Annotated in this window: 28 protein-coding genes; 13 read left to right on the top strand and 15 right to left on the bottom strand. The window is 66.2% G+C overall.

Features of this window, described 5'->3' with window-relative positions; translation table 11 throughout:
• Nucleotides 1–58 precede the first annotated feature (58 nt).
• The 5 genes from ACFK0J_RS22025 (at nucleotide 59) to ACFK0J_RS22005 (ending at nucleotide 4,819) form a co-directional block, all read left to right on the top strand.
• On the top strand, nucleotides 59–1,327 hold the full coding sequence (locus ACFK0J_RS22025; RefSeq protein WP_378730147.1) for an oxygenase MpaB family protein: 1,269 nt from the start codon (nucleotides 59–61) through the stop codon (nucleotides 1,325–1,327).
• A 35-nt stretch (nucleotides 1,328–1,362) separates the two neighbouring features.
• Entirely contained in the window at nucleotides 1,363–2,385 is a 1,023-nt protein-coding gene (locus ACFK0J_RS22020) for an AraC family transcriptional regulator ligand-binding domain-containing protein (RefSeq protein ID WP_378730145.1), read from the top strand.
• A 93-nt stretch (nucleotides 2,386–2,478) separates the two neighbouring features.
• Nucleotides 2,479–3,954, top strand: a complete 1,476-nt coding sequence (locus ACFK0J_RS22015) for a flavin-containing monooxygenase (protein WP_378730143.1) — start codon at nucleotides 2,479–2,481, stop codon at nucleotides 3,952–3,954.
• Nucleotides 3,955–3,986: 32 nt separating this feature from the next.
• Nucleotides 3,987–4,253 (top strand): helix-turn-helix transcriptional regulator, encoded by a 267-nt coding sequence (locus ACFK0J_RS22010; protein ID WP_378730141.1) that lies wholly within the window; start codon nucleotides 3,987–3,989, stop codon nucleotides 4,251–4,253.
• Between the two features lie 17 nt (nucleotides 4,254–4,270).
• Nucleotides 4,271–4,819, top strand: a complete 549-nt coding sequence (locus tag ACFK0J_RS22005) for a hypothetical protein (RefSeq protein ID WP_378730139.1) — start codon at nucleotides 4,271–4,273, stop codon at nucleotides 4,817–4,819.
• Here the strand turns inward: ACFK0J_RS22005 and ACFK0J_RS22000 are convergent.
• A complete protein-coding gene (locus ACFK0J_RS22000; RefSeq protein WP_378730137.1) occupies nucleotides 4,816–5,472 on the bottom strand; it encodes a hypothetical protein in 657 nt (218 codons plus the stop codon). The genes ACFK0J_RS22005 and ACFK0J_RS22000 overlap by 4 nt on opposite strands.
• 18 nt (nucleotides 5,473–5,490) lie before the next feature.
• On the opposite strand from ACFK0J_RS22000, the gene ACFK0J_RS21995 reads away from it, so the two are divergent.
• Nucleotides 5,491–5,736 carry a hypothetical protein gene (locus ACFK0J_RS21995; RefSeq protein WP_378730135.1) on the top strand — a complete coding sequence of 82 codons (246 nt, stop codon included), beginning with the start codon at nucleotides 5,491–5,493 and terminating at the stop codon, nucleotides 5,734–5,736.
• A gap of 2 nt (nucleotides 5,737–5,738) precedes the next feature.
• Here ACFK0J_RS21995 and ACFK0J_RS21990 read toward each other — a convergent pair whose 3' ends face one another.
• From ACFK0J_RS21990 to ACFK0J_RS21975, 4 genes are all read right to left on the bottom strand, one after another.
• The gene (locus ACFK0J_RS21990) at nucleotides 5,739–7,175 is read right to left on the bottom strand and encodes a short-chain fatty acid transporter (RefSeq protein WP_378730133.1); all 1,437 of its coding nucleotides are present in this window, start codon (nucleotides 7,173–7,175) and stop codon (nucleotides 5,739–5,741) included.
• 198 nt (nucleotides 7,176–7,373) lie between these two features.
• A complete protein-coding gene (locus tag ACFK0J_RS21985; protein ID WP_218469304.1) occupies nucleotides 7,374–7,721 on the bottom strand; it encodes a DUF6766 family protein in 348 nt (115 codons plus the stop codon).
• 89 nt (nucleotides 7,722–7,810) lie between these two features.
• Nucleotides 7,811–8,794 carry a hypothetical protein gene (locus ACFK0J_RS21980; protein ID WP_378730131.1) on the bottom strand — a complete coding sequence of 328 codons (984 nt, stop codon included), beginning with the start codon at nucleotides 8,792–8,794 and terminating at the stop codon, nucleotides 7,811–7,813.
• A 258-nt stretch (nucleotides 8,795–9,052) separates the two neighbouring features.
• Nucleotides 9,053–9,532, bottom strand: coding sequence for a DUF6194 family protein (locus tag ACFK0J_RS21975; RefSeq protein WP_378730129.1), 480 nt, complete (start codon nucleotides 9,530–9,532; stop codon nucleotides 9,053–9,055).
• A gap of 61 nt (nucleotides 9,533–9,593) precedes the next feature.
• Here ACFK0J_RS21975 and ACFK0J_RS21970 point away from each other — a divergent pair, with 61 nt between their 5' ends.
• On the top strand, nucleotides 9,594–10,316 hold the full coding sequence (locus ACFK0J_RS21970; RefSeq protein ID WP_378730127.1) for a MerR family transcriptional regulator: 723 nt from the start codon (nucleotides 9,594–9,596) through the stop codon (nucleotides 10,314–10,316).
• Here the strand turns inward: ACFK0J_RS21970 and ACFK0J_RS21965 are convergent.
• The 6 genes from ACFK0J_RS21965 to ACFK0J_RS21940 all read right to left on the bottom strand — a co-directional run bounded on the left by ACFK0J_RS21965 (nucleotide 10,300) and on the right by ACFK0J_RS21940 (nucleotide 16,270).
• Nucleotides 10,300–11,196, bottom strand: a complete 897-nt coding sequence (locus ACFK0J_RS21965; protein WP_378730125.1) for an alpha/beta fold hydrolase — start codon at nucleotides 11,194–11,196, stop codon at nucleotides 10,300–10,302. The genes ACFK0J_RS21970 and ACFK0J_RS21965 overlap by 17 nt on opposite strands.
• The gene (locus tag ACFK0J_RS21960; RefSeq protein WP_378730123.1) at nucleotides 11,193–12,062 is read right to left on the bottom strand and encodes an SDR family NAD(P)-dependent oxidoreductase; all 870 of its coding nucleotides are present in this window, start codon (nucleotides 12,060–12,062) and stop codon (nucleotides 11,193–11,195) included. The genes ACFK0J_RS21965 and ACFK0J_RS21960 overlap by 4 nt, the downstream gene beginning before the upstream one ends.
• Before the next feature lie 32 nt (nucleotides 12,063–12,094).
• Complete coding sequence (locus ACFK0J_RS21955; protein ID WP_378730121.1) at nucleotides 12,095–13,591, bottom strand: flavin-containing monooxygenase; 1,497 nt, start codon at nucleotides 13,589–13,591, stop codon at nucleotides 12,095–12,097.
• Between the two features lie 6 nt (nucleotides 13,592–13,597).
• Nucleotides 13,598–14,869: a cytochrome P450 gene (locus ACFK0J_RS21950; RefSeq protein ID WP_378730119.1), complete on the bottom strand. Its 1,272-nt coding sequence runs from the start codon at nucleotides 14,867–14,869 to the stop codon at nucleotides 13,598–13,600.
• 63 nt (nucleotides 14,870–14,932) lie between these two features.
• On the bottom strand, nucleotides 14,933–15,502 hold the full coding sequence (locus ACFK0J_RS21945) for a TetR/AcrR family transcriptional regulator (protein ID WP_378730117.1): 570 nt from the start codon (nucleotides 15,500–15,502) through the stop codon (nucleotides 14,933–14,935).
• A gap of 99 nt (nucleotides 15,503–15,601) precedes the next feature.
• The gene (locus ACFK0J_RS21940) at nucleotides 15,602–16,270 is read right to left on the bottom strand and encodes a polysaccharide deacetylase family protein (protein WP_378730115.1); all 669 of its coding nucleotides are present in this window, start codon (nucleotides 16,268–16,270) and stop codon (nucleotides 15,602–15,604) included.
• A 331-nt stretch (nucleotides 16,271–16,601) separates the two neighbouring features.
• Here ACFK0J_RS21940 and ACFK0J_RS21935 point away from each other — a divergent pair, with 331 nt between their 5' ends.
• On the top strand, nucleotides 16,602–17,924 hold the full coding sequence (locus tag ACFK0J_RS21935) for a dicarboxylate/amino acid:cation symporter (protein ID WP_378730113.1): 1,323 nt from the start codon (nucleotides 16,602–16,604) through the stop codon (nucleotides 17,922–17,924).
• 10 nt (nucleotides 17,925–17,934) lie between these two features.
• On the opposite strand, the gene ACFK0J_RS21930 is transcribed toward ACFK0J_RS21935, so the two are convergent.
• A complete protein-coding gene (locus ACFK0J_RS21930) occupies nucleotides 17,935–18,966 on the bottom strand; it encodes a helix-turn-helix domain-containing protein (protein ID WP_378730111.1) in 1,032 nt (343 codons plus the stop codon).
• Between the two features lie 94 nt (nucleotides 18,967–19,060).
• On the opposite strand from ACFK0J_RS21930, the gene ACFK0J_RS21925 reads away from it, so the two are divergent.
• Together ACFK0J_RS21925 and ACFK0J_RS21920 are read left to right on the top strand one after the other, a co-directional pair.
• Nucleotides 19,061–19,957 carry an alpha/beta hydrolase gene (locus tag ACFK0J_RS21925; protein ID WP_378730109.1) on the top strand — a complete coding sequence of 299 codons (897 nt, stop codon included), beginning with the start codon at nucleotides 19,061–19,063 and terminating at the stop codon, nucleotides 19,955–19,957.
• A 208-nt stretch (nucleotides 19,958–20,165) separates the two neighbouring features.
• The gene (locus tag ACFK0J_RS21920) at nucleotides 20,166–20,903 is read left to right on the top strand and encodes a VOC family protein (RefSeq protein ID WP_378730107.1); all 738 of its coding nucleotides are present in this window, start codon (nucleotides 20,166–20,168) and stop codon (nucleotides 20,901–20,903) included.
• Here the strand turns inward: ACFK0J_RS21920 and ACFK0J_RS21915 are convergent.
• On the bottom strand, nucleotides 20,900–21,340 hold the full coding sequence (locus tag ACFK0J_RS21915) for a hypothetical protein (protein WP_378730105.1): 441 nt from the start codon (nucleotides 21,338–21,340) through the stop codon (nucleotides 20,900–20,902). The two genes, ACFK0J_RS21920 and ACFK0J_RS21915, sit on opposite strands and share 4 nt — an antisense overlap.
• Before the next feature lie 347 nt (nucleotides 21,341–21,687).
• Here ACFK0J_RS21915 and ACFK0J_RS21910 point away from each other — a divergent pair, with 347 nt between their 5' ends.
• Entirely contained in the window at nucleotides 21,688–22,125 is a 438-nt protein-coding gene (locus ACFK0J_RS21910) for a LuxR family transcriptional regulator (RefSeq protein WP_378730103.1), read from the top strand.
• Here ACFK0J_RS21910 and ACFK0J_RS21905 read toward each other — a convergent pair.
• Nucleotides 22,115–22,522, bottom strand: coding sequence for a DUF1761 family protein (locus ACFK0J_RS21905; RefSeq protein ID WP_378730101.1), 408 nt, complete (start codon nucleotides 22,520–22,522; stop codon nucleotides 22,115–22,117). The genes ACFK0J_RS21910 and ACFK0J_RS21905 overlap by 11 nt on opposite strands.
• Before the next feature lie 55 nt (nucleotides 22,523–22,577).
• Complete coding sequence (locus tag ACFK0J_RS21900; protein WP_378730099.1) at nucleotides 22,578–23,462, bottom strand: alpha/beta hydrolase family esterase; 885 nt, start codon at nucleotides 23,460–23,462, stop codon at nucleotides 22,578–22,580.
• A gap of 294 nt (nucleotides 23,463–23,756) precedes the next feature.
• On the opposite strand from ACFK0J_RS21900, the gene ACFK0J_RS21895 reads away from it, so the two are divergent.
• On the top strand, nucleotides 23,757–25,016 hold the full coding sequence (locus ACFK0J_RS21895) for a sensor histidine kinase (protein ID WP_378730097.1): 1,260 nt from the start codon (nucleotides 23,757–23,759) through the stop codon (nucleotides 25,014–25,016).
• Nucleotides 24,994–25,659: a response regulator gene (locus tag ACFK0J_RS21890; RefSeq protein ID WP_378730095.1), complete on the top strand. Its 666-nt coding sequence runs from the start codon at nucleotides 24,994–24,996 to the stop codon at nucleotides 25,657–25,659. The genes ACFK0J_RS21895 and ACFK0J_RS21890 overlap by 23 nt, the downstream gene beginning before the upstream one ends.
• Nucleotides 25,660–25,727 lie beyond the last annotated feature (68 nt).

Below are 25,727 nucleotides of genomic sequence, written 5' to 3'. Positions count from 1 at the left end.
CCGGCGTCGAGCCAAAAGAGAGTAGAAGGTGAGCATTCGCTCACTTTACAGTTCGTTCATGGTCACCGACACCTCGAACAGCGCAGCGGCGGACGCCATACCGTCCGAATTCCGGTACTGGTCAAGGATTACCGATCCGCGAGTCCAACGGGCACGCCGCATCATGCGCCGCGCCGTCGGCTTCGACCCGCAGCCCGACGAAACCATGGTCAGGAACTTCGCCGCGGCCTACTACCAAGCCGACCCGGTCGCCGAGGCTTTCGTGGACGAGGTCTATCTCGGTGAGCTCGGCCCGAAGGCGGGCCGAGCGATGCTCGATCAGGCACTGGCGCACGGCATCGACTCGGTGTCGGACGCTCCGCCGTCGCTGGTCACTTTGTTCGCCGAATTCGAGACAGCACCCGAATGGCTGGATCCGGCGGTGGTCGAACAGGGTGCTCGGGTGTTCCGCCGCTGGGGCACTTCGGTATTCAGCTTCGCCACCACCAGCACCCTGGAGATGTACTCGGAAAGCTCGATCACCAAGCCGCTTTCGTACACCGGCGGCTACGCGGGCGAACGCGCGCACAAGCGGCAGCTGGAGACGGTGCGGTTCTGGATAGATGTCTCCGAACCAGGGGGACTGGCGCAGGGAGGACGTGGACGGCAGACCGCGATGCGGGTGCGCATCATGCATGTCTTCCTGCGCCGCAAGCTGATTCAGCGGCCCGAGTGGGACCGCGCCGCCTGGGGTGTGCCGATCAGCGTGGGCGACGCCACGCTCACGCTGATGGCGGGCAGTGTGGTGCCCGGTCTTGCGCTGTGGAGCATCGGGTATCAGACCACGATCCGTGAAATCGAGGCGACGATGCACTTTTGGCGCTATGTGGGCCACTTGCTCGGTGTCCAGCCGGACTGGTACCCGTTGAACTTTCGAGATGGCGTGCGGTTGATGTTCGCCGCGTTCGTCAAACGCGCACACACCGCGGGTGCCGACGGCGCGGAGTTGGTCGAGTCCTACCTTCCCGCCTTCGAGCCGAAGCCGGGAACCCCGTGGCCCAAGCGAATTCGCGACGAGCTCAATTACCGGATGCAGATCGGCTACACCGCCGTCTGGCTACCACCGGCGACCTACGCCCGTCACGCCATGCCCCGCCGCTTCCCGTGGGTGCTGCACCCCATCCTGCAAGCACCGGTGATCTTCAGCCTGGAGACCCTGCGCCGCACCGTTCCCGGTGTCGACGACCTCGCCGACCGGGTGCAGCGCCGACGCCGCGAAACCTGGTACCGCAATGAGGTCGGCGATCGGGCCGCCGAATTCCGGCCGGTCGAAGAATTCCGAAGGTAGCGGTAATCAGCCATCTTGGAGGGAGTACCGTTCCGATGATGGTGGCGGCGGTACCGGTGGCGCCGGGCTGGGATCATCCGCGTGCGGCGGCAGCGGCTCGGATTCTGGTCGAGGTGGGCACCGAGCGCGGAATGACCGTCGGAGCCTGCCTGGCCGGTAGCGGCCTGCGCGCCGAAGATCTGGTCGCGCCGGGCTTTCAGCTGGAGGCGGGGCAGGAGTTGACCGTGGCCCGCAACCTGATCAGAGCCCTCGGGGACAGTCCTGGGCTCGGCACCGAGGCCGGTCGCAGGTATACCATTGCCAGCCTGGGTATCTGGGGCTATGCGATCCTGTCCAGCCCGACGCTGCGCGAGGTGCTGCGCCTCGGTGTGCGCTATGCCGAACTGTCCTTCGCGTTCGTCCAGCCGGTGCTCGAGGAGTCCGGCGCCGAGGTGTCGGTGGTGTTCGATGACGAGCAGATTCCGGCGGACGTGCGCGATTTCTTCGTCGAGCGCGAATTGGCCAAGATTGCGCACCTGCTGCCGGTGGCGGTCGACCCGCGGCACCGGGTGCGCATCGAGACCCGCTTCACGGGACCGCGCGCGGCGGCATTGGCTGCCGTGCTCGGCGACGTCTCGCTGCGCTCGGGAACTCCGCGGCACCGAATCGTCGTGCAGCGCACCGCGCTCGACGCCCCGCTGGCGCATGCCGATCCGATCGCCGTCCGTGAGCTCGAGGAGCAATGCTTGCGCACCCTCGAGGCCCGGCGGGCACGCCGCGGCGTCGCGGCGCACGTGCGGTCGCTGGTGCTCGCCGAGCTCGATACCGGGCCGACGATGGTGCGGATCGCCGACTATCTGCACATCGACGCCCGTACCCTGCGCCGCAGGCTGCGCGCGGAGGGCACCACCTACCGCGAGCTGGTCGACGAGGTGCGCGCGGCGATCGCGGACGAACTGCTCGCCGCCGGTCTGACCCTCGCCGACGTCGCCCGCCGCCTCGGCTACCACGACGCGGCGGGATTCTCCCGCGCCTACCGGCGCTGGACGGGCACGGCGCCCGGTCGGTCCCGGCGCTGACCTATCCGCAGGGGGCTGACCTGTCCGCAAAAGACAAACGACCGCCCGCGCCGGGCATGGCTTGCCGGACCGCTCGGTTCCTACCGTTGCCGCATGACCGGATCAATGCCATCGGTGGCCGTCATCGGCGCTGGGTTCGGCGGCTTGGCCGCCGCTATCGAACTGGACCGCAATGGAATTCACACCTACGAGGTGTTCGAGCGAGGCGATTCCGTCGGCGGAGTGTGGCGGGCGAACAGCTATCCCGGCGCCGCGTGTGACGTGCCGTCGCCGACCTACTGCTTCTCCTACGCGCTGGAGCCGGAGTGGTCGGCACGTTACGGGTCGCGGCCGGAGATCCATGCGTATCTGTGCCGCTGCGCCGACCGGTTCGGCATCACACCGAAGATCAGGTTCGGCACCGAAGTGGTCGCGGCGACCTTCCGTGACGAGGGACGATGGGTCGTCGAGTTCGCCGACGGCCGGACCAAGGAGTTCGACGCCCTGATCTGCGCCACCGGACAGTTGTCCCGGCCGAAGATTCCGAACCTGGACGGGCTCGCGGATTTCGGTGGGGCGCAATTCCATTCGGCAGAGTGGGATCACTCCGTCGAGCTGATGGGCAAACGCGTCGCGGTCGTCGGCAGCGGCGCGAGCGCCATCCAACTGGTGCCCGCCATCGTGGACCGGGTCGCGTCGATGCACGTCATCCAGCGCTCCCCGAACTGGGTGGCCAACAAGTACAACCACCGCGGCACCGGTCTCGGCCACCGGTTGGCGCATCGGTTGCCCGGTATGGCCCGGCTGGAACACAACATCGAATGGCTCTGGTATGAAATGCGGGTACCGATGATCTTCAATGCCGCGGATCCGCTGCGCGCGCTCTATCACGCACTGCTGCGCGCGAAGATCCGCCGAGAGATCAAGGATCCGGCGCTGCGTGCGGCGGTGACGCCGGACTACAAGATCGGCTGCAATCGCGTGCTGCTGTCCAACGACTGGTATCCGGCCCTGGATCGCCCGCATGTACGCGTGCACACCGAGGGCGTGCGGCGGGTGACGCCGACCGGTCTGGTGCTCGATGACGGCACCGCGGTCGACGTCGACGTGGTCGTCTGGTGCACCGGCTTCACGCCGAACGAGTACCTGGCGCCGATCGACATCACCGGACGCGACGGTCGGAAACTGCATACCGAATGGAAGCGCGGCCCGCAGGCGTACTTGGGCATCAGCGCGTCCGGGTACCCGAATCTGTTCATGATGTACGGCCCGAACACCGGTTCGCTTACCAACACCATCACCTTCCTGTTGGAGAAGCAGGCGCGGTATGCCCGGCTGGCCTTGCAGCACCTGGCGCGGACGGGCGGCTGGCTCGATGTCCGGCCGGACGTGCAGGACCGTTTCAACGACAAACTGCAACGGAGACTGCGCAATACGGTCTTCACCAGCGGCTGCCCCGGCTGGTATCACACCGAGGACGGCAAGGTCTTCGCGGTATGGCCCGGTTCGCACATCGCCTACGCCGCCGCCACCCGGGCCTTCGATCCGGCCTGCTACGAGCATGGGGGACTGAGCGATATATCCATTTGACAGTCTGTTGGGTTTTTACAATACTTAGTTGTATGAGTCCGGTGAAGAGGGGTGAAAGCCTACCGATCTACAACCGTATCGGCGTGCTTCGGGCCGAGCGGCGGATGAGCCGGGCTGAGCTGGCCGCGCGTATCGAGGTCAATCCGCAGACGGTCGGGGCGCTGGAGCGAGGTGACCACTACCCGAGCCTCGACCTGGCGATGCGCATTTGCGACGTCTTCGGGTTGCCGGTGGAGGCGGTGTTCTCGCGCACGCAGTTCGCGCCGCTGTCCACCGAGCTCTACGGGCGCAACACTTGATCCGAAAGAAGGTTCCGATGAACTCCATTGCCCATTCGCAGCGAAATCCGATCGAGCGGTACCAGGACTATCGCGCCCAGCGTTTCGCCAAGCACGAACGCACCTGGTCGAAGTCGTTGCCCGGCTGGCGAACCAGGAGCCGACGCCGAATGCTGGTCGTCGGGTTGGCGCTGACCTTCGCGTTCATGCTCGCCGTCAGTGTGTTGTGCGCGTTCGGCGTGCAGTGGGCTCCGCTGTTGTGGTTGCCCGCCAGCGTCGTGTTCTTCCCACTGTGGATCATGTTGCAGATCGTTTCCGGACGTCGCGGCGACGCGCCGGGCGCCGTCCTGGACGAGTTCGAACTCGCCCAGCGCGACAGCGCGCGCTCCATCGGCCTGACGGTTACCCAGAATCTGATGATGATCCCGATCGCCTACCTGATCGTCGGTGCGGTGATCACCGAGGGCGCCGACGAAAACATGGCCTACGCGGGCGGATTGATGGCCTTGGTAATGCTGCTCGTCGGCGGGTGCACGCCGGCCATGGTCCTCGGCTGGACCCGACCCAACCCGGAACCCGAAGACTAAGGTTGTCCCGGCCCTGGCGTCTGGACCGCTATTTCGCCACCCAGTTCGTAGCCGCCGGACAGCCGCAGTCGATCTCCGCTCCAGAAGCGGCCCGGGTCATACCAATTGGGGCTACGGTTCTGCGGCAACAGCCCCATCGCCTGATATGTGGTGGCCACGATCTCCGCGCAATACGCGTTCTCCAACTCTCGCGCGGCCGCCTTGGGTGGCTTGCGGCGCGGGAGGCGCGCCCGACCGCGTAGCCAACGTCCGGCGAGACCGGCCGTGGAGGGGAACGGGGTTCCGTCCAGCCGGGCGATGGTGCGCAGCAGGCTGTCCTCCATCTCACGGGTGGCGGGCCGATTCAACTGGCGCAACCAGGCCTGCTGACCGTAGCGGTGGGCCCACACCAGCACGGCATCACGCAGATTGTGCAACTGGACGCCGCGGTGCGTGGCACCTGTCCACATGTCGGGCAGCGATCGGCCGAGCTCCGCATGCCAGATCAGCGCGGGCAGATCGTCGAGCACCACGGACATGCCGACATGGTTCACCGGACTGTTCGTCGTCATCCGGATTGCCCGGTCGGCCGCGGAATGACCGCGGAACAGCCAGATGTCGCCGGTTCTGGTGAGCTCGAGTGCTCGGTCCAGACTGATGCCCGTACCCGTCATGGCCGTAGCCTATGCGGTATGAGGTGGTGGAAGGCAGTGGGATTGGCGGGTGCGGCCGGTGTGGTTGCCACCGGTGTGGTGGTCGTGCGCGCCGAGCGCCGCCGCCGCGCCTACACCCCGGACCAGGTCCGCGAGCAACTGCACATGCGATTCGCCCAGGCGACGGCGGCCCAGGTGGTCGACGAAACCGCTGTTCCGGTACCGCAGGCCCGCTCCGGTATCCGCGGACGCATCCGGCGGGTGTTCCGCCGACCACCTGGCTGAGGTCACTGGCTGGGCAAGATCGGCGGGACGTAGTCGAACGTCATGCCGAGCAACCACACCAGCAGCAGTACCACCGGCAGGTGAAAGATGAACTGCAAGAACGTGAAACCGACGAGGTCGCGCGCCCGCAGTTTGAGTACTGCCAGCAGGGGCAGCATGAAGAACGGATTGATGAGGTTCGGTAGCGCCTCGGCGACGTTGTAGATCTGGACCGTCCAGCCCAAGTTCATCTGGACGTCGGTCGCCGACTGCATCACGTAAGGGGCTTCCACCAACCACTTTCCGCCGCCGGACGGGACGAAAAGGCCCAGCACCACGGTGTAGATGGCGATGACGATGGCGAAGCTTCCGCCGCCGCCGATGCTCGTGAAGAACTCGGCGAGATGTTCGGAGACGGTGACACCGCCCCGGCCCTTCGCTTTGGTGAGGATCGCGGCCATCGCGGCGTACAAGGGAAATTGGACGAGAATCCCCGCCGTGGCGGGGACGGCGAGGGAGACGGCTTGCAAGAATCTGCGCGGCGTTCCGTGCAGCACCAAGCCGAGGATGAGGAAGATCAGCAGATACCCGTTGAGGCTGCTGACGACGGTGAGCACCGGTTTGCTGAGGAGTTGGGAGATCAACCAGCCGACCGTCATCAGGCCCGCCAAGGCGGGCAGGATAGGGCTGTACTCGAGCCATTCCCCGGGTCGCGAGCGCGGCGCCACGTCCGCGGGCTGGTCGTCCAGATCGACCTCGAGTTCCTGAGCGGTTTTGATGGCCGCGCCCTTCGGCGCCGAGAAGTGTGCGATCACCACGGTCAGCGCCAGGATGATGGCGCACGTGAGCATGGACTGCCAGGTGAAGATCGTGCGTCCGAAGTCGAGAACTCCGGTGATCTTCAGCAGGGCCGGCGGCAGCGAGGTGGCGGTGGCCTGTAGCTGCGCCGCCGAGGAGGATATGCCCAGCGCCCATACGGCACCCAAGCCCATGAACGCCGCCGCGCCGAGCGCGCGATAGTCCACCCGTAGATCGGCGCGGCGGGCGATCGCGCGGGCCAGCAGACCGCCGAAAACCAAGCTGAGTCCCCAGTTCAGCAGCGAGATCGAACAGGACAGGAACGCGACGAAACTCACTGCGCCGGCAGGGGTTTGCGGCACGGTGGCCAGCCGGTCGATCAGCCGCGCGACCGGTGGGGAGGTGGCGACGACGTACCCGCTGAGCACCACCATCGCCATCTGCAACGTGAAAGCGGTCAGATCCCAGAAGCCGTCACCGAACGAATTGACGACCGCTTTCGGCGACGAGCCGTTGACCAGCGCGGCAACCGCCACCAGGAACACCCCGGCAAGCGCGACCACATAGGCATCCGGGAACCACTTCTCCGTCCACCTGGCGAGCATCTGCGCAACCCGCGCGAGCCCCTTCTCCGAGCTGGCTTCTTCAATCGTGGACGTCATCCAGTTGTTCCTCTACTTCCCAACGCTGCCCATCCGCATGTGACGCACCGCACACAGGCTCGGTTGGCCAGTATCGGTGCCCACATGTGCGCAGACAATAGGGAAATCCGCACGCATCCTCTGCGAATTTGCAGAAACTGCCAGTGATCTGGGCCTAGGCTGGCCCGGTACCAGTTCGGCGTGGACCCGCAGCGGAGTTCAATCGTGGGGGACTGGGGTTTGCTGGTCCGGGGGGATCAGGTAAGCGCGCAGGTCGTCGATTTTGGACTCGATACGTTCGGCGTTTTCCGCGTCTACCCGGAAGATCCAGTGCTTGGCGCCCAGCAGCAGAAGGGCCTGGAAGACGAGCTGCAGCCATTCGCTCTGCCAGTTCTCGAAGGTGCTGGCCAGGAAGTCCGGCCAGTAGCCGGACCACTGGAACGGCTGTCCGTGCTCATGCTGGGTATTGCGGTATTCGACGAGCTGGGTGAAGAACTGCGCGACCCACGATCCGGCGAACAGCACGAGCAGTAGATAAACAGCTCCCCAACGCCTGAAGTGTGCCATGCCCAGCGAATACCCAGCCTGCGCCCGTCGACCCAGCACGCCGGGCCCCGTTCAGCACGGCGTGCTGGGTGCACCAGCACGAGGGAGGCCTACACCCAGGGCGCCACCGGATACCACGGGATGATGTCGCGCATGGCGAGCAGGCGCACGTCCCAGTAGAGGAAGGTGAAGACGCCGACGGTGAGTAGGGCGGTGGCGCTGAGGATGCTGACGCGGCGTGGGTCGGCTTGGAACCAGCGTTGCAGGCGCCCACCGACGAGGACGGTCAAAATCAGTAGGACGGCGAGGATGATGATGTTGCCGATGGACTGCAGGACGAAGGCACTCGCGGCGTAGAGGATGTTGCCCTCTTCGGCGGCGTCGCGAAACAGCTTGCGGAACAACGGGAACGGACGTCCGATGAGGAAGGCGCCGATCAGGCCGCCGAAGACGACCAGCGGTGCGTTCGGGAAGCGGGCGGCGATGCGAGCGAACGGGTCGCGCACCAGACCGAGGACGGCGAGTCCGAGGTAGGTCATGATCACCCCGATCACGCCGAACACCACCATGGACTGGATCAGCCGCGGCGACAGCTGACCGGGTCTGCTGGGCGCGGTGTCGAACTGCGGCATATCGGTGCCGAAGATGCCGACGACGACACCGTAAGCGGCCGACACGACGACCATCCCGACCGCCATCCACAGCAGCGGCCGCAGCACCGCCTGCACCCGGTTCCACCAGCCGCCCGCGCTGCCCGCCAGCGGCGCGACCGCACCGAACACGGCGATATTGCACGCGGTGAACGTGCCCGCCAAGCCGGAGACGAATGCGAACACGATGCCCGCGCCGATGCCGGTGATCGCGGTTTCCTTGGCGTCGTGGCCGAGCAGCCCGTCGGCCACCGTGCCGCCGATCGTGGTGTCCACGAACGGGGCCGACCACACCACGGTCAGCAGGAACCCGGCGAGCACACCGAGCAGCAGGACCAGCCCGCGCCGCCGCGGAATATATCCATTGACGAACACGCTGGTTGCCGCCGAATGTTCGGGTGTGGGGGAATCGGGTGCGGTGGAAGGGGATTCGAGCTGTGTCATCGGGCTCTCCTATCGGCCACTGACCGGCAACGAAACGCCGGCGTTCCCCATTGTCGGGTATCAGTGACCGCCAGTCCTACTGAATGGCCGAGATGATCACTTACCTCACCGGTGCCCACTGCGGGCTGTGCGCATGTAGTCCACAGTTCATCCAGCGCAAGGACTTTCGGGGGTCGGCGGGTCGGCGGGCGAACACCCTGCGACACAGCATATTCCGACACGCCACGAACGAATCAGCAGTCAGGCGACGCGGACTCGTTACAGACTCGACTCCGACCCGGCACGCCGCTCATACCGGGACCGCGCGCGGTCGTAGGCCATTTTCAGCAGCTCCCGAGTGGGTTCACCGGTCCGGACTCCCGGGTTCACCACGGCGAGCCACCCCGCGGTGCCGTACTCGGGGTGCGGGATGACGGTGTCGATAACGCTGTAATCCACGTCCTCGGCTGCCGCCTCACGCGGCGTTCGCCCGATCCAGCGGATGAAGGCTTCTTTCCCGGCATCGATATTGACCCGGAAGGTATCCGGACGATCCAAACGTGAGCTCCGATCCGCGTCGTAGTCCTTGGTCACGATCGTCGCGAAGGGCTGGGTCCTGGTCGGAACGACGCCGTCCGGGGAGTAGTAGAAGAACGAGTCACCCCAGGCGATCTCGGGCCAACTGTCGCCCGGCTCCGGGCTGATGGTCAAAACGCCGTCGAGGCTTCCCACGAAGTCGATGATCTCCTCTATTGTCATGGTTCCAGCGTCTCATTCATGTGCTTATGTGGACTTATGGCGGACCGACTAGGAGATTTGGTTGCCAACCCTCAAATCCCAGTTCAAGCGCACGGTCGACATCGCGCGCGATACCGGTTACTCGGTCCAGCAGATCCGCAACCTCGAACGTGCCGGTGTACTCCCGCCTGCCACCCGCTCGGCCACCGGCTACCGCGCCTACGGTGAGATTCACCTGCACTCGGCACTGGCCTACCGGGCCCTCGCGGCAGGCCTCGGCCCCACCGAAGCCAAGAAGATCCTCCAGGCGTTGCACACCCGTCCGCTCGCCGAAGCTCTCGCTCTGCTCGACGCGGCCCATGCCCGCCTGCACACTGAACGCATCGATCTCGCGCACGCCACCAGGGCCGCCGAAGCAATCTCCGCGGAACCGATCACCGCCGTGCACACCGCCGACTCGATGACGGTCGCCGAACTCGCCACCGCACTGGGCATCCGCCCCTCGACCTTGCGGCACTGGCAGGCCGAAGGCCTGATCACCCCGGATCGCACCGGCCCACAGCGAGCCCGCCGCTACACCCCGAACCAGGTTCGGGACGCCCGCGTTGTCCACCAACTACGCGCCGCCGGATACCGCATCCCGCACCTACGCGCCCTGATCCCAGAACTGAACCGCCCCCACCGATCCGAAGATATCCGTTCGGCCCTGGCTGCCAGAGACGCCACCCTCACGGACCGCTCCCGCGCACTCCTCACCGCCGCGGCGGCCCTCGACACCGTGGTCGCGCTCACCGACCGGCGCTGATGATCAGTTCGTTCACTCGGCGAGCCACATCTCGTGACCGTTCGTACGGAAGGATGTGTCCCGCTCGGGGATAGAGCACCAGATCCCCGCTCAGCTCTGCCGCGATTGCGTGCGAGTCCCGCACCGGGCACAGACGGTCGCGCCCACCACCGAGGACGATCGTCGGGATATCGCGATAGTGCCGCAGGGCGGCGTGCCGGGAATGCCGCGCCAGCGCCGCCTCGAATCCGGTCACCGTACCGGGCGCGGCGAGGGCCGACTGTTCGATCATGCGGTCGATGTCGCGCAGCCGAGCGTCCCGGCCGAACAACGTCCACCGGGTGTTCCACCGCGCCGCCCACCGCAACCACGGTTTCCGCAACGGGCTTTCCAACAGTGTCATGAACTGGCTGAACCGTTCCTCGATCCAGGACGTCTGAACGCCATCGGGCAGTCGATGGCCCGCACTGGTCGCGACAAAGGCGGCCCCGCCGACCCGCTCGGCCACCAGCGCTGGATGCCGTTCGGCAAGCGCCATCAGCGTCATGCCGCCGAGCGAATGCCCTACCAGCACAATCCGTCCCGTGGGCACGCGATCTTCGATCAATTCGGCGAGATCGTCGGCAAGTCGCTCGACGGTGGTTGTCCCGGCCGGGGCCGGATCCGACCGCCCGTGCCCGCGGTGGTCGTAACTCAGTACGCGCAGGTCGCGGTGGTGTGCCGCGAGCAGCGGGGTGACGTCGTCCCAGCTCCGATGGTCCAGCGTCCAGCCGTGCAGCAAGATCACTGTGTCCGAGTCGGCCGGGCCTTGATCGAACACCGCCAGTGCAACGCCGTCGCCGGTCACGAATCGTGTTTCGGTCGCCGCGCACGGTCTGTCCAAGGCGGATAGCCCGGTCATACCAACCCTTTCGACGCAGTTGCCGAAGCTCCGGCGTGCCGTTCACCGACCTTGCCGCTACGGCGGGCCAGCGCGGCCCCGATGTCCTGATACCGCGGCCCCACTACCCGCGCGACCAAGTCGAACAGGCGAGCATCTGCCCCGATGAGCACCCTCGGCTTATTCTTTTCGATTCCCTTCAGAATGGTTTTCGCCGCCGATTCGGCATCGGTCCACGCGCTCTTCTCGAAACTCGTCCGCACCTCCTCGAGATCGAGACCGTCGTTCCCCCGGGCATTCACCGCGATATTCGTCTTGATCCCACCCGGGTGCACCGAGGTCACCCCGACCGGATGCCCGGCGATGCGCATCTCCTGGCGCAGTGACTCGGTGAAGCCCCGGACCGCGAACTTCGCTGCGCAGTAAGCACTCTGGGTAGGCACGCCGACAAACCCGAAGACCGACGAGAGATTGGCGATATGCCCGTCACCCGAGGCGATCAGATCCGGCAGGAACGCCTTGGTGCCGTGGACGACACCCCAGAAGTCGATGTTCATCAGCCATTCGAAATCCGCCCACGACATATCCGCCACCTCGGCGCCGAGCGCGACACCGGCGTTGTTGATGACGAGATCGACACCACCGAAATCCTCCCGGACCTCGTCGGCGTGCCGGTAGACCGCGTCGCGATCGGCGACATCCAGGCGGTATTGCTGGACCGGTGCGCCGATCTTTTCGCACCGGGCCGCGGTGTCGGCCAGCCCGGCGGTGTCGATGTCGGACAGTGCGAGCGAGACGCCGCGCCCGGCCAACTCGACGGCCAGCGCGCGGCCGATGCCGGACCCGGCCCCGGTGACCACGGCGACCTTGCCCTCGTAGATCTTCATCTATTCCTCGTTTCAGTGAATGTGCTTGGGGGTCACGCGAGTTGAGCGGACTGCTGGGCCGGAAGTTTCGGTTCGAAACGCATCCGATCCCCGACCGGGCCGTCGAGCAAGTACTTGCGATCCAGCAGATAGTCCATGTCGAGTTCGAATGGCTTCCCGGCGGCTTGGCGAGGGAATTCCTGGACAGCCCGTTTGACGTAGCCGGGCGAGAAGTCGTCGATCACCGAACGCTCTTTGGTGCCGCGCACCGGCGGTCTCGGGACGCAGAGTCCATAGCCGCGCGCGTCCATGAACTCGATCAGCCGAGTCAGCTGGCCGCCGATCAACTCCACCATCAGCGTCCACGAAAGATGCGGATAACCGAAGACGTAACCGAAATTCGGGACACCGGTCAGCATCATCGCCTTGTAGGTGAAGGTTTCGGCCGGCACAACGGGTTTGCCATCGACGGTGAGCCGAATCTTGCCGAACGACACCACCTGTAGTCCGGTGGCCGTCACGATGACATCGGCCGCGAGCTCCGCACCGGATTCCAGCAGCAGACCATTTTCGGTGAAGGTCGTGATGCGGTCGGTGACCACCGACGCCTTCCCTTCGCGGATCGCGGTGAAGAAGTCGCCGTCCGGCGCCAAGCACATCCGCTGATCCCACGGCTGGTACGGCGGGGTGAAGTGTTTGTCCACGTCGAAACCCGGCGGCAACTGCTTGGCGTTGGACTTGCGGATCCATTCCTTCGTCCGATCCGGGAAGAATCGGATCACGCCGAACAGCCACGAATCCTTGCGAATATTCACCTGGCGCACGATGCGCGCGGTCGCCGTGCGGCCGAGCACGCGGCGCAGCAACCTGGTCAGCGGATCGACCGCGGGCGCGGACATGATGTAAGTCGGCGTCCGCTGCAACATCGTCACGTGCGCGGCCCGCTCGGCCAGCGAGGGGACGAGGGTTACCGCTGTCGCGCCACTGCCGATGACCACGATGCGCTTGCCCGCGTGATCGAAATCCGCGGGCCAGTGCTGTGGATGGATGATCGTGCCGGTAAACCGTTCGACGCCATCGAATTTCGGCAGGTAGCCCTGGTCGTAGTCGTAATACCCGGCGGCGGAGAGCAGCCAGTCCGCGGTGAATGTCACCGGCTGCCCTTGGTATTCGGCCGTCACCGTCCAGCGCTGGTCCGCGCTCGACCACTGTGCCGCGCGGACCTGGTGCCCGAAGCGAATACGGCGGTCGATGCCGTGTTCGCGTGCCGTCTCGGTGATGTAGTCGAGAATCGCCGGGCCGTCGGCAATCGACTTCTCGCCGATCCACGGTTTGAAGGAATACCCGAAAGTCTGCAGATCGGAATCCGAGCGAATACCGGGATAGCGGAAAAGGTCCCAGGTGCCGCCGATCTTCTCCCGACCCTCCAGGATGAGGTACCGCTTGCCGGGCAACTTGTCCTGGAAGTGGTAGGCCAGGCCGATACCCGACACACCCGCGCCGACAATGAGGATGTCGACGTGCTCAGGAATGTTCGTCTTCGTTTCCATGGTCACTCACTTTCTTCCGGTGGTCACCGGGAACCGCGTCAGCCCGCGAATACCGCTGGCCCTGCGTTCCGGTGGCGCGGCCGACACCAAGTGGGGGAGTCGTTCCGCGAGGGCCCGTAAGGCGACCTCACCCTCCAATCGGGCCAGCGGTGCGCCGAGGCAGAAATGGATGCCGCTCGAGAAGGCCAGGTGGTCGCGTTCGTGGCTGCGCGTGATATCGAAGACATCCGGATTGTCGAAGGCTCGCGGGTCGCGTCCCGCCGAACCGAGCACGACCAGTACCGGTTCGTTGCGGCCGACCGCTGTACCGGCCAAGTCGAGATCTTGATGGGCGACCCGCACCGTGGCCTGCACCGGCGGGTCATAGCGCAGGGTTTCCTCGGCGGCTGCCGCGGCGAGATCAGGATTCTCCTTCAGCGCCGCCCACTGCTCCGGATTGTCCAGCAGCGCAAGCGTTCCGTTGCCGATCAGGTTTACCGTGGTTTCGAAACCGGCGATCAGCAGCAGCCCGCAGGTTGCCAGTAGTTCCTCGACGGTCATCTCGCCGTTGTCGCAGGCATGAGTGAGGTGGGTGATCACGTCGTCACCCGGCTCGATCCGCTTGTGCTCCACCAGCTTCCGGAACATCTGATCCAGCTCGGTCGCCGCGGCGCGCAGCGCATGGAACTGGCGGACCGAGCGGACGCCGTCGAGCGACTGTCCCACGATCTGGCCGATGTGCAGAAAGCGGGCGGTGTTCGCATCCGGGATGCCGAGCAGGTCACTGATCACCCGGATCGGCAACGGTCCGGCGAAGTCGCTGATCAGGTCGAACCGGCCCTTGGCCTGCGCGCGATCGAGCAGGTCCATCGTCGCCTTCTCGACAAGCGTGCGGTAGCCCTTGATCTTGGCCGGTCCGAAGGCCGGTCGGGCCAGCTTGCGCAGCCGGGTGTGCTCGGGCGGGTCCAGCTCCAGAAACGATGGCACGTCCCCGGTTTCCCGTTCCCGCATGAAGCGTTCGAACGCGCGTGGCGTCGGACCTGGGGCGGCCTGGACACCGAATCGGCGGTCCCGCAGCACATCATGGCAATGCTGGTAACTGGTCGCCACCCAGATACCGACGCTGCTGCGATACAGCCCGCCCTGCGACCGCAGCCGTGCGTAGTGCGGATACGGATCGAGTCGATTGCGTGGGCTGTCCATGCGGGCCAGTTCGTCGCCGCGGGCGCTGAGTAACCAGTTACCGACACGGGCTGCGGCGAGCCTAGTGAACAGGCGGGCATCTGCCAGCATTGTCATGCGAAAACCTCGCTATCAATTCTGTTTTCTTGTTGCCGCGCAAGTTGAATCGCGGTGACCGGGTCACTGCGCGCGGTCCGTCCGCCCGAGACCGGTCAGCGCCGTCTCGAGCGCGAGTTTCGGGGCATCGAGTGGGGCGAGCCTGCCGAGGGCGACGTTCTCCCACGCTCCGTAGCAGATGGCATAGAGCGTGGAGTTGATCCACCACGCGGGTTGGTCCGCGCGCAGCAGCCCCTCTCGCTGCGCGCGGACGATGAACGCGTTGGTGGTCGCGTCGATGCGGTCGCTGGCGAGTTGGATGTCCTTCACCGGGTCCAGTGACGGTTGCCGGAACAGGAACGCGATCCGGGAGCCGAGGGCCACGCAGGCCTCGATGAAACGCCCCAGTGCCTCGGCGGCGTCCGTCTGCTCGTCGGTCATCCCCGCGTCGACCAAGGCCTGCTCCATCAACTCGATCGAGTCGTAGGCGACCGCGAGCAGCATGTCCTGGCGCTTCGGGTAGCGCTTGTGCAGCGTGGTGCGCCCGATACCCGCCGCCTCGGCGATCACGGCCAGCGATGCCGTCGGGTCCAGGGCGAGTACGTCCGCGGCCACCGCCAATGTCGACCGCTTACCTCCGGAGTGAACATCCATGTTCAGAACTGTACATCGATGTTCACGCTCGGGAGATCCCCATATTTCAGGGGCAGCGATCGCCGCGGCTTTCGCGGAAGCCTTTGCCCACGTCCGGGGTCAATCCGGGAGGTAGTCCCGGAGTGGCGCGGGCCGCAGACCGGCCGCCTCGGCGGCGGCGAGGGCGCGGTTCAAGTCGGCGGTCACGGTCTCGTTGAAATGGAGCAGCACGATGTCGCCTGGTTCGAGGGTCGGCGTCGGTGGCGGCACACCGGCCCAGGTGGTGAGGTCGTAGGTCCAGGTCACCAGTGCTTTCGCGCCGCATGCCCTGGCAACGGTCCGGGTGCTGTCGTTGTACGCGCCGTACGGCGGCCGGGTCAGGCGCGGCTCCTGACCGAACTGCGCCAATGTCTTATCGCGCGCCGCGCACAGCTGGGCTCGCTGCCCGTCCGCGTCCAGCGTCGTCAGATCCGGATGGTCGACGGTGTGGTTCTCGATGCGGGACGGCCCGCGGTCGAGCAGAGTGCGGTAGTAGCCCGCGTCGTAGGAATAGGCGCCCGGTAGCAGGAACAGGGACGCGGGCACCTGGCGATCCAGCAGTAGTCGCTGTGCGGCCGGGTCGTGATTCCACCCGTCGTCGAGGGTGACGAAGACGACCGGGTCGGTCGTGGCCACGCGGGAGACGACGGCAACCGGGGTCGGCCAGTCGTCAGCGATAGCGGGCGTGGCGAATCCCACGAGGAGCAACAACGGGCCGAGGACTGCGAGTGCGGTGCGGGTCATCGGCATACCCGCATCATTCGCCCGGCGAAGCGGTGAAACCAACTGGGGGCGAATCGAACTCGACTGGGGATGCCATCATGCCGAGGCCGGGACCACGCCGCCGTCTTCGCTGCCCGAGGCGGAATATCGAGCGTCGGGTGACGTACGCCGAAACGCGGCAACTCGACCGGATCGAAATTGATCGGACGAATCCCTTACTCTGGAGAGCGTTGTGAACCTCTCCGTAACAGTGGTGCACCTGGTCGCCAGGCTGCACGTGGATCTGGGCCGTCTGGCCGCGCAGTTGTGTCGCTGACGCGCGCACGCACCTCACTAGATCCCTTTGATTGCCTTGGAGATGGTTTCCTTGTCTGCACCCAGTTCGCGCAGCCGTACCCTCAATCCGGCGCGCTGGCCGTTCGGCGTCCAGATCCTGCTCGGTTTGCTGGTCGGTATCGCCGCGGGCTTCCTCGCCCGCGCGACCGACGCCGCCTGGCTCACCAGCACCCTGACCCAGGTCGGCGGCATCTTCGTGCAGCTGCTGAAGCTCGCGGTGCCGCCGCTGGTGTTCACCGCGGTACTGGTGAGCGTCGCCGGACTGCGGCATGTCACCAATGCCGCCCGGCTGGCCGGCCGCACCCTGCTGTGGTTCATGGGTACCGCGCTCATCGCCGTCGCGGTCGGCATCGCGCTCGGCCTCATCACCAATCCCGGTCGCGGCGTCGACCTGACGCTGACCGGTGCGAAGGCGCCGGAGGCGAAGGGCGGCTGGACCGACTTCCTCACCGGCATCATCCCGACGAACGTCGTCGGGGCCTTCATCAACGGCAATGTCTTGCAGCTGGTGTTCCTCGGCGCCGTGCTCGGTGTCGCCGCACTCAAACTCGGTGATGCCGCCAAACCCGTTGTCACACTGGCAGAGTCGGTACTGGAGCTGGTGCAGAAGGCGCTGTGGTGGGTGATCCGGCTGGCGCCGATCGGTACCGCGGGACTCATCGGCAAGGCGATCGCCAGCTACGGCTGGCACCTGCTACGACCGCTGGCGACCTTCACGATCGCGGTCTACGCGGGCTGCCTCATCGTGCTCATCGTCGTTTACCCGATCCTGCTGCGCACCGTCGGTGGCGTGAACCCGATTCGCTTCTACGCGAAAGCTTGGCCCGCAATCGAATTGGCCTTCGTATCCCGTTCCTCGATCGGCACGATGCCGCTGACGCAACGGATGGTCACCGAACGGCTCGGTGTGCCAAGGGAATACGCGTCATTCGCGGTGCCCTTCGGCGCCACCACCAAGATGGACGGCTGCGCGGCGGTGTATCCGGCACTCGCGGCCATCTTCGTCGCGCAGCTCACCGGGATGCAGCTCGGTGTCCGCGACTATCTCTTGATCGCCTTCGTATCCGTGGTCGGATCCGCGGCGACCGCGGGCCTCACCGGCGCCATCGTGATGCTCACGCTGACCCTGTCCACGCTGGGCCTGCCGCTGGCCGGCGCGGGTTTGCTTCTTGCCATCGACCCGATCCTCGACATGATCCGCACCGCAACGAATGTCGCGGGCCAGATGGTGATCCCGGTGCTGGTGGCGAAACGGGAGGGCATCCTCGACCGGGAGGCCTTCGATCAACCATCCCCACCCCTGGTTGCCGAGTCGACACACGAGCCGGTGCCCGTAGCCGCATGACGAGGCGGGTTCAGTCGATCAGCCGCCAAGCAGTGAGGGCGAGTCTGGCGCGGACCAGTCCCGTGGGCTCGGTGAGTTCGAGACCCAGTGTCGTTCCGAGCTGTTCGAGTCGGCGAGCGACGCTGCTGTGGTGCAGGTGGAGGAGCTCGGCGGCGCGGCGTAGCGAGCCGGTGACGCAGTAGGCGTCCAGCGTCGCCAGATCGTCTGGGTTGCCTGCGATTCGAGCGATCGCGCGGACATCGGTGTTGTCTCGCACGGTGTCCCGGGATAGCTCGGCGAGCAGCGCCAACGCCCCCAAGCCGGCGTAGTGAACGACCGGCTGGTGTGCGGTGGTGAAGCGGAGGGCGGTGCGGGCCTCCCGCCAGGACCTGTCGGGGCTTTCGGCGGAACCGATCCCGGCGCACACTCCTGCCGGAAACTGAGTCGCGTCCATGGTGGTAGCCAGGATGACACCCAGCCCGGCGACGGGAGCCGCCTTCACCGGGCGGGCCGGGCAGACCAGTCTGGCGATCTGGTCGAGCGGCAGCCGCGACCGTACGGCGGCGACGCGGATCGGCAGGTCGGCGGCGAAACCCAAGAGCCGCAACGCCCGACCCCGGGCCGCGTCGTCGCTGTCCGAGCTGATCACCAGTTCGACGAGGGCGGGGTCGGCCATGGTGGTGCTGGCCGGTCCGTACCGCTCGATGACCGCGGCGACGGCGATGGCGAGCCGGTCCAGCAGCAGTTCGTCGAGTAGGCGGGGCGGGCCAGGACGTTCCAGCCACGCCGTGCCGATCTCCTCCGAGTCGAGGGTGATCAGCATCGTGGTGGACGGGGACAGCGGCGGGGCGGCCGCTTCCGTGCCGTCGGGTGCGATGCGCACCGCCCGTCCCGTGCTGTGCAGCCGAATCCCGGTCACGCACTCGGCCAGGGCCGCCGAGGCTCGGGCGAGCGCCGGGAGATCCACCCGTCGGCGCATCAGCGTGTCGTAGAACATCACCACACGGAGCGCGCCTTCCGCTTCAGAATCCAACTGCGACAGCCGTTCCGCCAATGCCTCCATGTCAGGAGGATATGCGGCAATCGTCGCGTGGCGATACCGGAATGCCCGACGGTTGGCGGATGATCTCCGGGCCGGGGCCCGCGAGGATAGCGGTATGGATCCCGAACTCGAACCATTTGTCCCGTTGTTTCCCAAGGCGGACCTGACCGATCCGGTCGCCGCGCGCAAGGGTCTCGCCGGGTTGGCCGCCGCGATACCGTTACCGGACACGACGAACATGGCGATCGAAAACCGCACGGTGCCCGGTGATCCCGACGTGCCGGTGCGGATCTACCGCCCGAACGGTGCCCAGGGCGCCATCGTCTGGATGCACGGCGGCGGTTTCGTCATGGGCGACTTGGACACTGAGCACCCATGGGCCACTCGGCTCGCGGACAATTCCGGCGCGACGGTGATCTCGGTGGGCTACCGCCTGGCCCCGGAAGATCCGTTCCCCGCCGCCTTCGACGATGTCTACGCCGTGCTGGCCTGGGCGGTCGAGCACGCAGCCGAACTCGGCATCGACCCGGGACGGATCGCGGTCGGCGGTCACAGCGCGGGCGCGTGTCTCGCCGCCGCGGTAGCGCTGCGGTCGCGGGACGAGCAGGGGCCGCAGGTCCACTTCCAACTGCTCAACCAGCCCGGCCTCGATGACCGGCAGGAGACGTGGTCGGCACGGCACTTCACCGACACACCCTGGATGAACCACGACAAAATCACCGCGATCTGGGGGCATTACCTGGGCTCCGCGCCAGCCTCGCCGTACGCCGCCCCGGCGCGGGCCACCGATCTGTCCGGCTTGCCGCCCGCCTACATCGCCACCGCCGAATTCTGTCCGAATCGCGACGAGGCCCTCGTCTACGCACTGCGCCTGCTGGAGGCCGGCGTGTCGGTCGAGGTGCACCAGTGGCCCGGCACTTTCCACGGATCACAGGCGCTCCTGTCCGCCGACGTGTCACAGCGGCAGCTCGCCGAACTCGGCGCGGTCCTGCGCCGTGCGCTGACCGCATGACGCCGTAGGGACGGTCTCCGCCCCACCGAGCGACGGCGACTCGACATGCGGGCCAGCCGATACATCGACGCCTAGGACCGGGCAGCCGGACCGGCCGCGGTGAGCACGCACTGACCCTCGACCGAGCGGGTGCAGGTATTTCGGGTGGCTTGCGGGGGTGCGGGGGAGGGTGTGGGATGGATGGGGTTTGCGACGGTGGGATGGCGAGATGTCTGGTGAGAGAACGGTTCCGATTCTGCCCTGTCGGCACATCGATGAGGTGGCTACCTTTTATCGCGCGCTCGGGTTCGAGGTGACCTACCGGCAGATGCGGCCGAATCAGTATGTGGCGCTGCGACGCGATGACATCGAGCTGCATTTCGGTGCCTGGGAGGGGTTCGATCCGGCGGACTCCTACGGGCAATGCGCGGTGTACGTCGCCGATACCGCCGCGCTGTACCGGTCTTTCGCCGACGGGATGCGCGCGGAATACGGCAAACTGCTCGTCGCCGGTATTCCGCGGATGACGCGCCCGCGCAAACGCAAGAACGCCGGTGATGTCTCCGGCTTCACCATCGTCGACCCGGGCGGCAACTGGATTCGCATCGCGCAACTGCCCGGCGACGAGCGGCCAGGGCCGTCGACAGCTCGCGCCGACAGCAAACTCGCCGAGGCGCTGCGGACCGCGGTGGTACTCGGGGATTCCCACGGCGACCATCGGCAGGCCACCAAAGTGCTGGGCTCGACGTTGGCCAAACACGGCGATTCCTCGCCGAACCCGGAGCGCGTCCAAGCCCTGGTCTATCTCGCCGAGCTCGCGATCACGCTCGGCGAACCCGACCGGGCCGCGGAACTGCTCGACACCGCTGCCGCGGTACCGCTCACCGCCAGCGAAACCCGCGCTCTCGCCGACGAACTCGCCGGCGCGCAGGAACTCCGCACCACGCTGGAACGAAACCGGGCCTAGATGGGGGTGCAGCCTTCACGGGTGCAATACAGCTGACCGAGAACGCCTTCCTCACTCGGCTTCGCCCCGTCGAAGAGCGTCACGTCGACCCGATGGACCCCACCCTCGGTCTTGACGAAGAACCGGTAGGCGAAGCGCTGGGTGCGACCGGGCTGCACGGTGGTGCACTCCCCACCGGCCCCCAGTTCACCGGCGCTCCCCGAATAGCAGACGGTGCGGACGGCGCCGCCCGCTTCGACCCAACCGTACGCGTACGCGGAATAACCGGAGCCCCAGTAGACGTCACCTTCGGTGCGAGTGTCCCCGTGCGTCATCTCCCAGTGCGTCACCAGGTCCGCCCCTGCGGGCTCGCCCGGTTGATCGGCGGCTGCGGTGGGAAGTGCGGAGGCCATCGACAGCACGGCCGCCGTTCCGAGAATTGCCGCCCACCTACGCATCTGAGTCCTCATTTCGTGGAATACGGACCGTGGCGGTGCATTCTTCGTGAAAGACATTGTCCCCCAGCGGCTCCAGCGCATCCATGCTAGCCCGGGCCGGAACTCCCCAGTAGTCACCGACATCTGGGGAACAACCGATCAACCTGAGGTGGAGTTCTGCCTACAACCCCGGTTGACCCCGCCCACCCGGCTACCGACCCGGTTTCACCGAAGACACAACCTACATCGGATGCCCTCAGTACCCGGAAGCCCGTAATTTCACAGATGTTCGATACGACGGAAGACGGTTTCGATCCGCTTCCAGCAAGTCGAGGGCGAATCGGCTGGACAATGGGTTTGGATGGGCTATGACGGAGATCGTGTGGGGGACAACGGATGTGGTCGACATCGCGATCCACGAGCTGACGCGCCTCGCCGACGCGCCGGACTGTCACGTCGGCGCGGTCGTCGACCTCGCCCGGCGGCAGGCACAGGCGTGGCTGGAACTCGCCCGCCTCCTCGAGGAACGCGGCACGCCGGACCCGGCGGTTCCGGACACCGACGGCGACAGCGAGGAGCTACCGCCCGCTCCGCCGCTGACCGTCCTCACCGAACGACAGCGCGAAATCGCCGAGCTGGTGGCCACCGGCATGACGAACCGAATGATTGCCAGGCGCCTAGGGCTGTCCGAATGGACTGTGGTGAACCATCTCCGGCAAGTGATGGTGAAGCTGGACTGCCCTTCCCGGCTTCATGTCGCCCTGATCATCCAGCGGGACAACCAGGCCGCCGTCCTCAAGGGTTGAGCACTCCGCCGGTGACGATGAACGTGCCGGTGAACAGTTTCAGTAGCCAGTGCCCGCCGTGCAGTGCGGCCGATTCCCACGGCATTCGATGTCGCAGCCAGCGGAAGACGCTGATCGGCACCGCGGCGGCGGAGCCGACGACCAGGCCGAGCCACGCCGCGTCCGGCCAGTTGCCGACCTCGCCCGCGATCACCAGCAGCGCGAGTAGCGCGGTCAACGCCGCGTGCCCGAGCAGGCTGAGGGCGAGGGTGCTGCTGGACAATCCCGCGTCGACGCGATGATCGAACTTCGGGTGCTCGGTGCGGAAGATGCTGTCCAGCAGCACCATCGAGAGTGTGGCGGTAGGAAAAGTCCAGAACGAATCGGCGGATACGGCCTGGTCGGCGATCAGGAACATGGGACCCCAGATACGAACTATTCTGTGGAGCTTGCGCGGATTGCCCGAACCGGGCTTATGGGCGCGGGTTGTTCTGGAACATCGTCCACATCCGATTGCGGATGTCGGCGCCGAGTTCGCCGCCCGGGATGCCGTGGCCGGCGTTGTAGACCCGCCAGACGACCTCGGTGTCGGCGTTGCAGGTGTTGACCTCCGCCGCGACTACTCCGGCCGGGTGCGGTTCGGGGACCGGTGGTGTGGTGCAGCCGTTGCGGATCTGCCAGTTCAGCCGATGGTTGCCCATCAGGATCAGATTCACTACCGGGTCGTTCTGACCGGCGAAGAGGCCGAAGGAAATCGGCCGGGCGGGTGCGCAGTCGAAGGGATTCGCGCTGTGCGCCGGACCCGCGTACACCGCGACGGAGGCAACCAATCGCGCGGCGCTGCATGCCATCCGAGTCGTCATCTGGCCGCCGTTGGAATGCCCGGAGACGTGCACTCGCCGGGCATCGACGCACCAGGTGGCGGCGATATCGGTGACGACCTCGCGCAGGAAGCGTTCGTCCTGGTCCTGGCCGGGTAGATAGTGCCACGACCAGGTGCCGTTGTCGTTTGCCAACCCACCGCGCGGGTAGGCGACGATGAACTTCTTGGTGTCGGCGAATCCACTCCAGCCGCTTTGGGTTTCGTGCTTCGCGGGCCAACTTCCGCCGCCGTGCAAAGCCAACAGCAGCGGTGCGGAGCGCGGCAGCCCGGCGGGGACGTGCAACAGATAGACGCGTTCACCGATGCGCCGCTCGATGGTTCCCGAGGTGGGGGTCTGGGCGCAGGCGGCCGCCGGTTCGTCCGGCAGCGGCTGATCCGGGGTCTCGGCAACCGCCGGAGCCGCCAACCCGAAGGCGAGCGCGACACACGCGACGACCAAAGATGCGCGGCTGAATACACGTCGTGCGTGGGTCATGAATCTGATCCTCTGCTAGAAACAGGTCCCGATCCGGGGACCGTCGGCGACCGCGGGGTCATCCCCTCTGCGCCCCCGCGGCCGCTGCCGGTGAATTCTTTCCGGATACCGCGATTTGTCGGCCCCTGTGAAATTACGCGCTCAGCGGTCGCGGGAAATCAGCTACAAGTTGTGTTTTTCGGCGAAACCGGTTCGGTAGCAGGGCATGTGCGGTCAACCATGGTGGTAGGCGGAAGTGCACCGTCAGTTGATGACTCCGCTGCCCCGTCCGAATAGGGTGGGTCGGTGTGGACGGTGACATCGCTGAGACCGCGGTTTATTGCGGTATTACCGCGGATCCGTGACATCGGCGGGCCGATCGGCTTCACCGCGGCCGCGTTGCTCGCAGCCCACAGCAACTACGCGACGGGACCCAAAGAGCTCGATCTGCTCGGCGCCGCGCTGATCGTCCTCTCGAATTTGCCCGTGGTGTGGCGGCAGCGGGCTCCGATACTGACGTTGTTGGTCTGTTGCACCGGAATGGTCGCGTTCGCGCTGGCCGGGTACTGGGAAGCGTTGAACGGCGCCGGTGCGCTCCTGGCGGTGTACACGGTGGCCGGGCGCTATCCGCCGAGCAGATCGGTCCCGGCAGCCGTATTGCACACGCTCACCCAAATTTTCGTCGCCGTGATCAGCGACGAGATGGCATTGTGGATGATCTTGGTGCTGGCACCGCAGTTCAGCTTTACCGCGTGGATGCTCGGCAACCTCAAACGGGTGCTGGCCGCCCGCAACGAGCGACTCGCCGCGCTGACCGAACGACTCGACCGGGACCGGATAGCCCGGGCCCGCCGCGCGGTCATCGAGGAACGGGTCCGGCTCGCGCGGGAACTGCACGACGTTGTGGCCCATCACATGTCGGCGATCTCGATCCAGGCCGGACTGGCCCGCTACGTCTTCCACACCGATCCCGACACCGCCTACACCGCGGTACAGGCCATCGGTGATGCCAGCGGCAAAGCGCTGGAAGACATGCGACGCCTGCTGACCCTGCTCCGGCTCGACCCGGAACAGCCGCGCGACGCGCAGTTGCTCGACGTCGGTCTCGGCGTCGATCGGCTCGGCGAGCTGGTGGACAACGTGACCGCCGCGGGTGTGCCGGTCGACCTGACTGTCACCGGGACAGTGCGCCGCCTACCGGCCGGTGTCGAGTTGTGCATCTATCGGGTCGTCCAGGAGTCGCTCACCAACGTCCTCAAACACGCGGGCAAAGCCCAGGTCAGCGTGACCGTGGATTACCACCCGAACGAGGTCGTGGTGGAGGTTGTCGACGACGGCCCGGGTACGGTGCACAGCAAGGTTTCGGCATCGGAGGGACACGGGTTGATCGGCATGCGGGAACGGGCAAAGCTGTATGGGGGTAAGCTCACCGCAGGTGCATTGCCGCAGAAGGGATTTCGTGTCGTGCTGAGCCTCCCGATCGCCGGGGAGACCGGGGCCGATGAGCCGCATCCGGATCACAACACCCGACCTGCGGGCGACGGACGGTCGGATGATCAACGTACTGGTTGTTGACGACCAACCACTCGTCCGCGGTGGACTCGCCGCGCTGATCCGAACCAGTCCCGAGCTCGATGTGGTCGGTGAAGCCGCCACCGGTGACGAAGCGGTCGCCCTGGCGGCGAGCCTGCGACCGGACGTGGTGCTGATGGATATCCGGATGCCGGGCATGGATGGCATCACCGCCACCGAACGGATCCTCGCCGCCGCGACCCCTCGGCCGCCCCGCGTGCTCATCTTGACCACCTACGACCTGGACGAGTACGTCTACACCGCGCTCAGCGTCGGCGCCTCCGGCTTCTTGCTCAAAGATGCCTCGCCCGAGCAAGTCCTGGCCGCCATTCACGCCGTCGCCACCGGCGACATGCTGATCGCGCCGACCATCACCCGCCGCTTGATCGAGGAATTCGCCGGCCGCACCAAACCACGCCAGAAACCCCAGCCGGACCTCGATGCCCTGACCGCCCGCGAGATCGAAGTACTCCGATTGGTCGGCACCGGGAAGTCCAACACCGAAATCGCCAGCCACCTGTCCGTCAGCAACGGCACCGTCAAAACCCACCTCTACCGCGCCATGAACAAACTCGGACTGTGCAGTCGCGCTCAAGCTGTCGTCATCGCTTATGAATCCGGCCTCATCACACCCCGCGGCAGCTAGTGCCCGCGGCCGACGCCGCGCGAACAGCCCGAACCGGTTGCGGCGAGCGAACTTTCTGGGACACTGTT

The organism is Nocardia brasiliensis, from assembly GCF_042691675.1.
GTDB classification, from domain to species: Bacteria; Actinomycetota; Actinomycetes; order Mycobacteriales; family Mycobacteriaceae; genus Nocardia; species Nocardia brasiliensis_D.
The sequence above is the reverse complement of the archived record's forward strand: the minus strand, read 5'-3'. Positions and strand labels throughout refer to the sequence as shown.

Excerpts from the sequence above, each read along its gene's own strand:
- ACFK0J_RS22025 (WP_378730147.1), top strand. The coding sequence starts at position 59 with ATGGTCACCGACACCTCGAACAGCGCAGCGGCGGACGCCATACCGTCC.
- ACFK0J_RS22020 (WP_378730145.1), top strand. The coding sequence starts at position 1,363 with ATGATGGTGGCGGCGGTACCGGTGGCGCCGGGCTGGGATCATCCGCGT.
- ACFK0J_RS22015 (WP_378730143.1), top strand. The coding sequence starts at position 2,479 with ATGACCGGATCAATGCCATCGGTGGCCGTCATCGGCGCTGGGTTCGGC.
- ACFK0J_RS22010 (WP_378730141.1), top strand. The coding sequence starts at position 3,987 with ATGAGTCCGGTGAAGAGGGGTGAAAGCCTACCGATCTACAACCGTATC.
- ACFK0J_RS22005 (WP_378730139.1), top strand. The coding sequence starts at position 4,271 with ATGAACTCCATTGCCCATTCGCAGCGAAATCCGATCGAGCGGTACCAG.
- ACFK0J_RS22000 (WP_378730137.1), bottom strand. The coding sequence starts at position 5,472 with ATGACGGGTACGGGCATCAGTCTGGACCGAGCACTCGAGCTCACCAGA.
- ACFK0J_RS21995 (WP_378730135.1), top strand. The coding sequence starts at position 5,491 with ATGAGGTGGTGGAAGGCAGTGGGATTGGCGGGTGCGGCCGGTGTGGTT.
- ACFK0J_RS21990 (WP_378730133.1), bottom strand. The coding sequence starts at position 7,175 with ATGACGTCCACGATTGAAGAAGCCAGCTCGGAGAAGGGGCTCGCGCGG.
- ACFK0J_RS21985 (WP_218469304.1), bottom strand. The coding sequence starts at position 7,721 with ATGGCACACTTCAGGCGTTGGGGAGCTGTTTATCTACTGCTCGTGCTG.
- ACFK0J_RS21980 (WP_378730131.1), bottom strand. The coding sequence starts at position 8,794 with ATGACACAGCTCGAATCCCCTTCCACCGCACCCGATTCCCCCACACCC.
- ACFK0J_RS21975 (WP_378730129.1), bottom strand. The coding sequence starts at position 9,532 with ATGACAATAGAGGAGATCATCGACTTCGTGGGAAGCCTCGACGGCGTT.
- ACFK0J_RS21965 (WP_378730125.1), bottom strand. The coding sequence starts at position 11,196 with ATGACCGGGCTATCCGCCTTGGACAGACCGTGCGCGGCGACCGAAACA.
- ACFK0J_RS21960 (WP_378730123.1), bottom strand. The coding sequence starts at position 12,062 with ATGAAGATCTACGAGGGCAAGGTCGCCGTGGTCACCGGGGCCGGGTCC.
- ACFK0J_RS21955 (WP_378730121.1), bottom strand. The coding sequence starts at position 13,591 with ATGGAAACGAAGACGAACATTCCTGAGCACGTCGACATCCTCATTGTC.
- ACFK0J_RS21950 (WP_378730119.1), bottom strand. The coding sequence starts at position 14,869 with ATGACAATGCTGGCAGATGCCCGCCTGTTCACTAGGCTCGCCGCAGCC.
- ACFK0J_RS21945 (WP_378730117.1), bottom strand. The coding sequence starts at position 15,502 with ATGGATGTTCACTCCGGAGGTAAGCGGTCGACATTGGCGGTGGCCGCG.
- ACFK0J_RS21940 (WP_378730115.1), bottom strand. The coding sequence starts at position 16,270 with ATGCCGATGACCCGCACCGCACTCGCAGTCCTCGGCCCGTTGTTGCTC.
- ACFK0J_RS21935 (WP_378730113.1), top strand. The coding sequence starts at position 16,602 with ATGGTTTCCTTGTCTGCACCCAGTTCGCGCAGCCGTACCCTCAATCCG.
- ACFK0J_RS21930 (WP_378730111.1), bottom strand. The coding sequence starts at position 18,966 with ATGGAGGCATTGGCGGAACGGCTGTCGCAGTTGGATTCTGAAGCGGAA.
- ACFK0J_RS21925 (WP_378730109.1), top strand. The coding sequence starts at position 19,061 with ATGGATCCCGAACTCGAACCATTTGTCCCGTTGTTTCCCAAGGCGGAC.
- ACFK0J_RS21920 (WP_378730107.1), top strand. The coding sequence starts at position 20,166 with ATGTCTGGTGAGAGAACGGTTCCGATTCTGCCCTGTCGGCACATCGAT.
- ACFK0J_RS21915 (WP_378730105.1), bottom strand. The coding sequence starts at position 21,340 with ATGCGTAGGTGGGCGGCAATTCTCGGAACGGCGGCCGTGCTGTCGATG.
- ACFK0J_RS21910 (WP_378730103.1), top strand. The coding sequence starts at position 21,688 with ATGACGGAGATCGTGTGGGGGACAACGGATGTGGTCGACATCGCGATC.
- ACFK0J_RS21905 (WP_378730101.1), bottom strand. The coding sequence starts at position 22,522 with ATGTTCCTGATCGCCGACCAGGCCGTATCCGCCGATTCGTTCTGGACT.
- ACFK0J_RS21900 (WP_378730099.1), bottom strand. The coding sequence starts at position 23,462 with ATGACCCACGCACGACGTGTATTCAGCCGCGCATCTTTGGTCGTCGCG.
- ACFK0J_RS21890 (WP_378730095.1), top strand. The coding sequence starts at position 24,994 with ATGATCAACGTACTGGTTGTTGACGACCAACCACTCGTCCGCGGTGGA.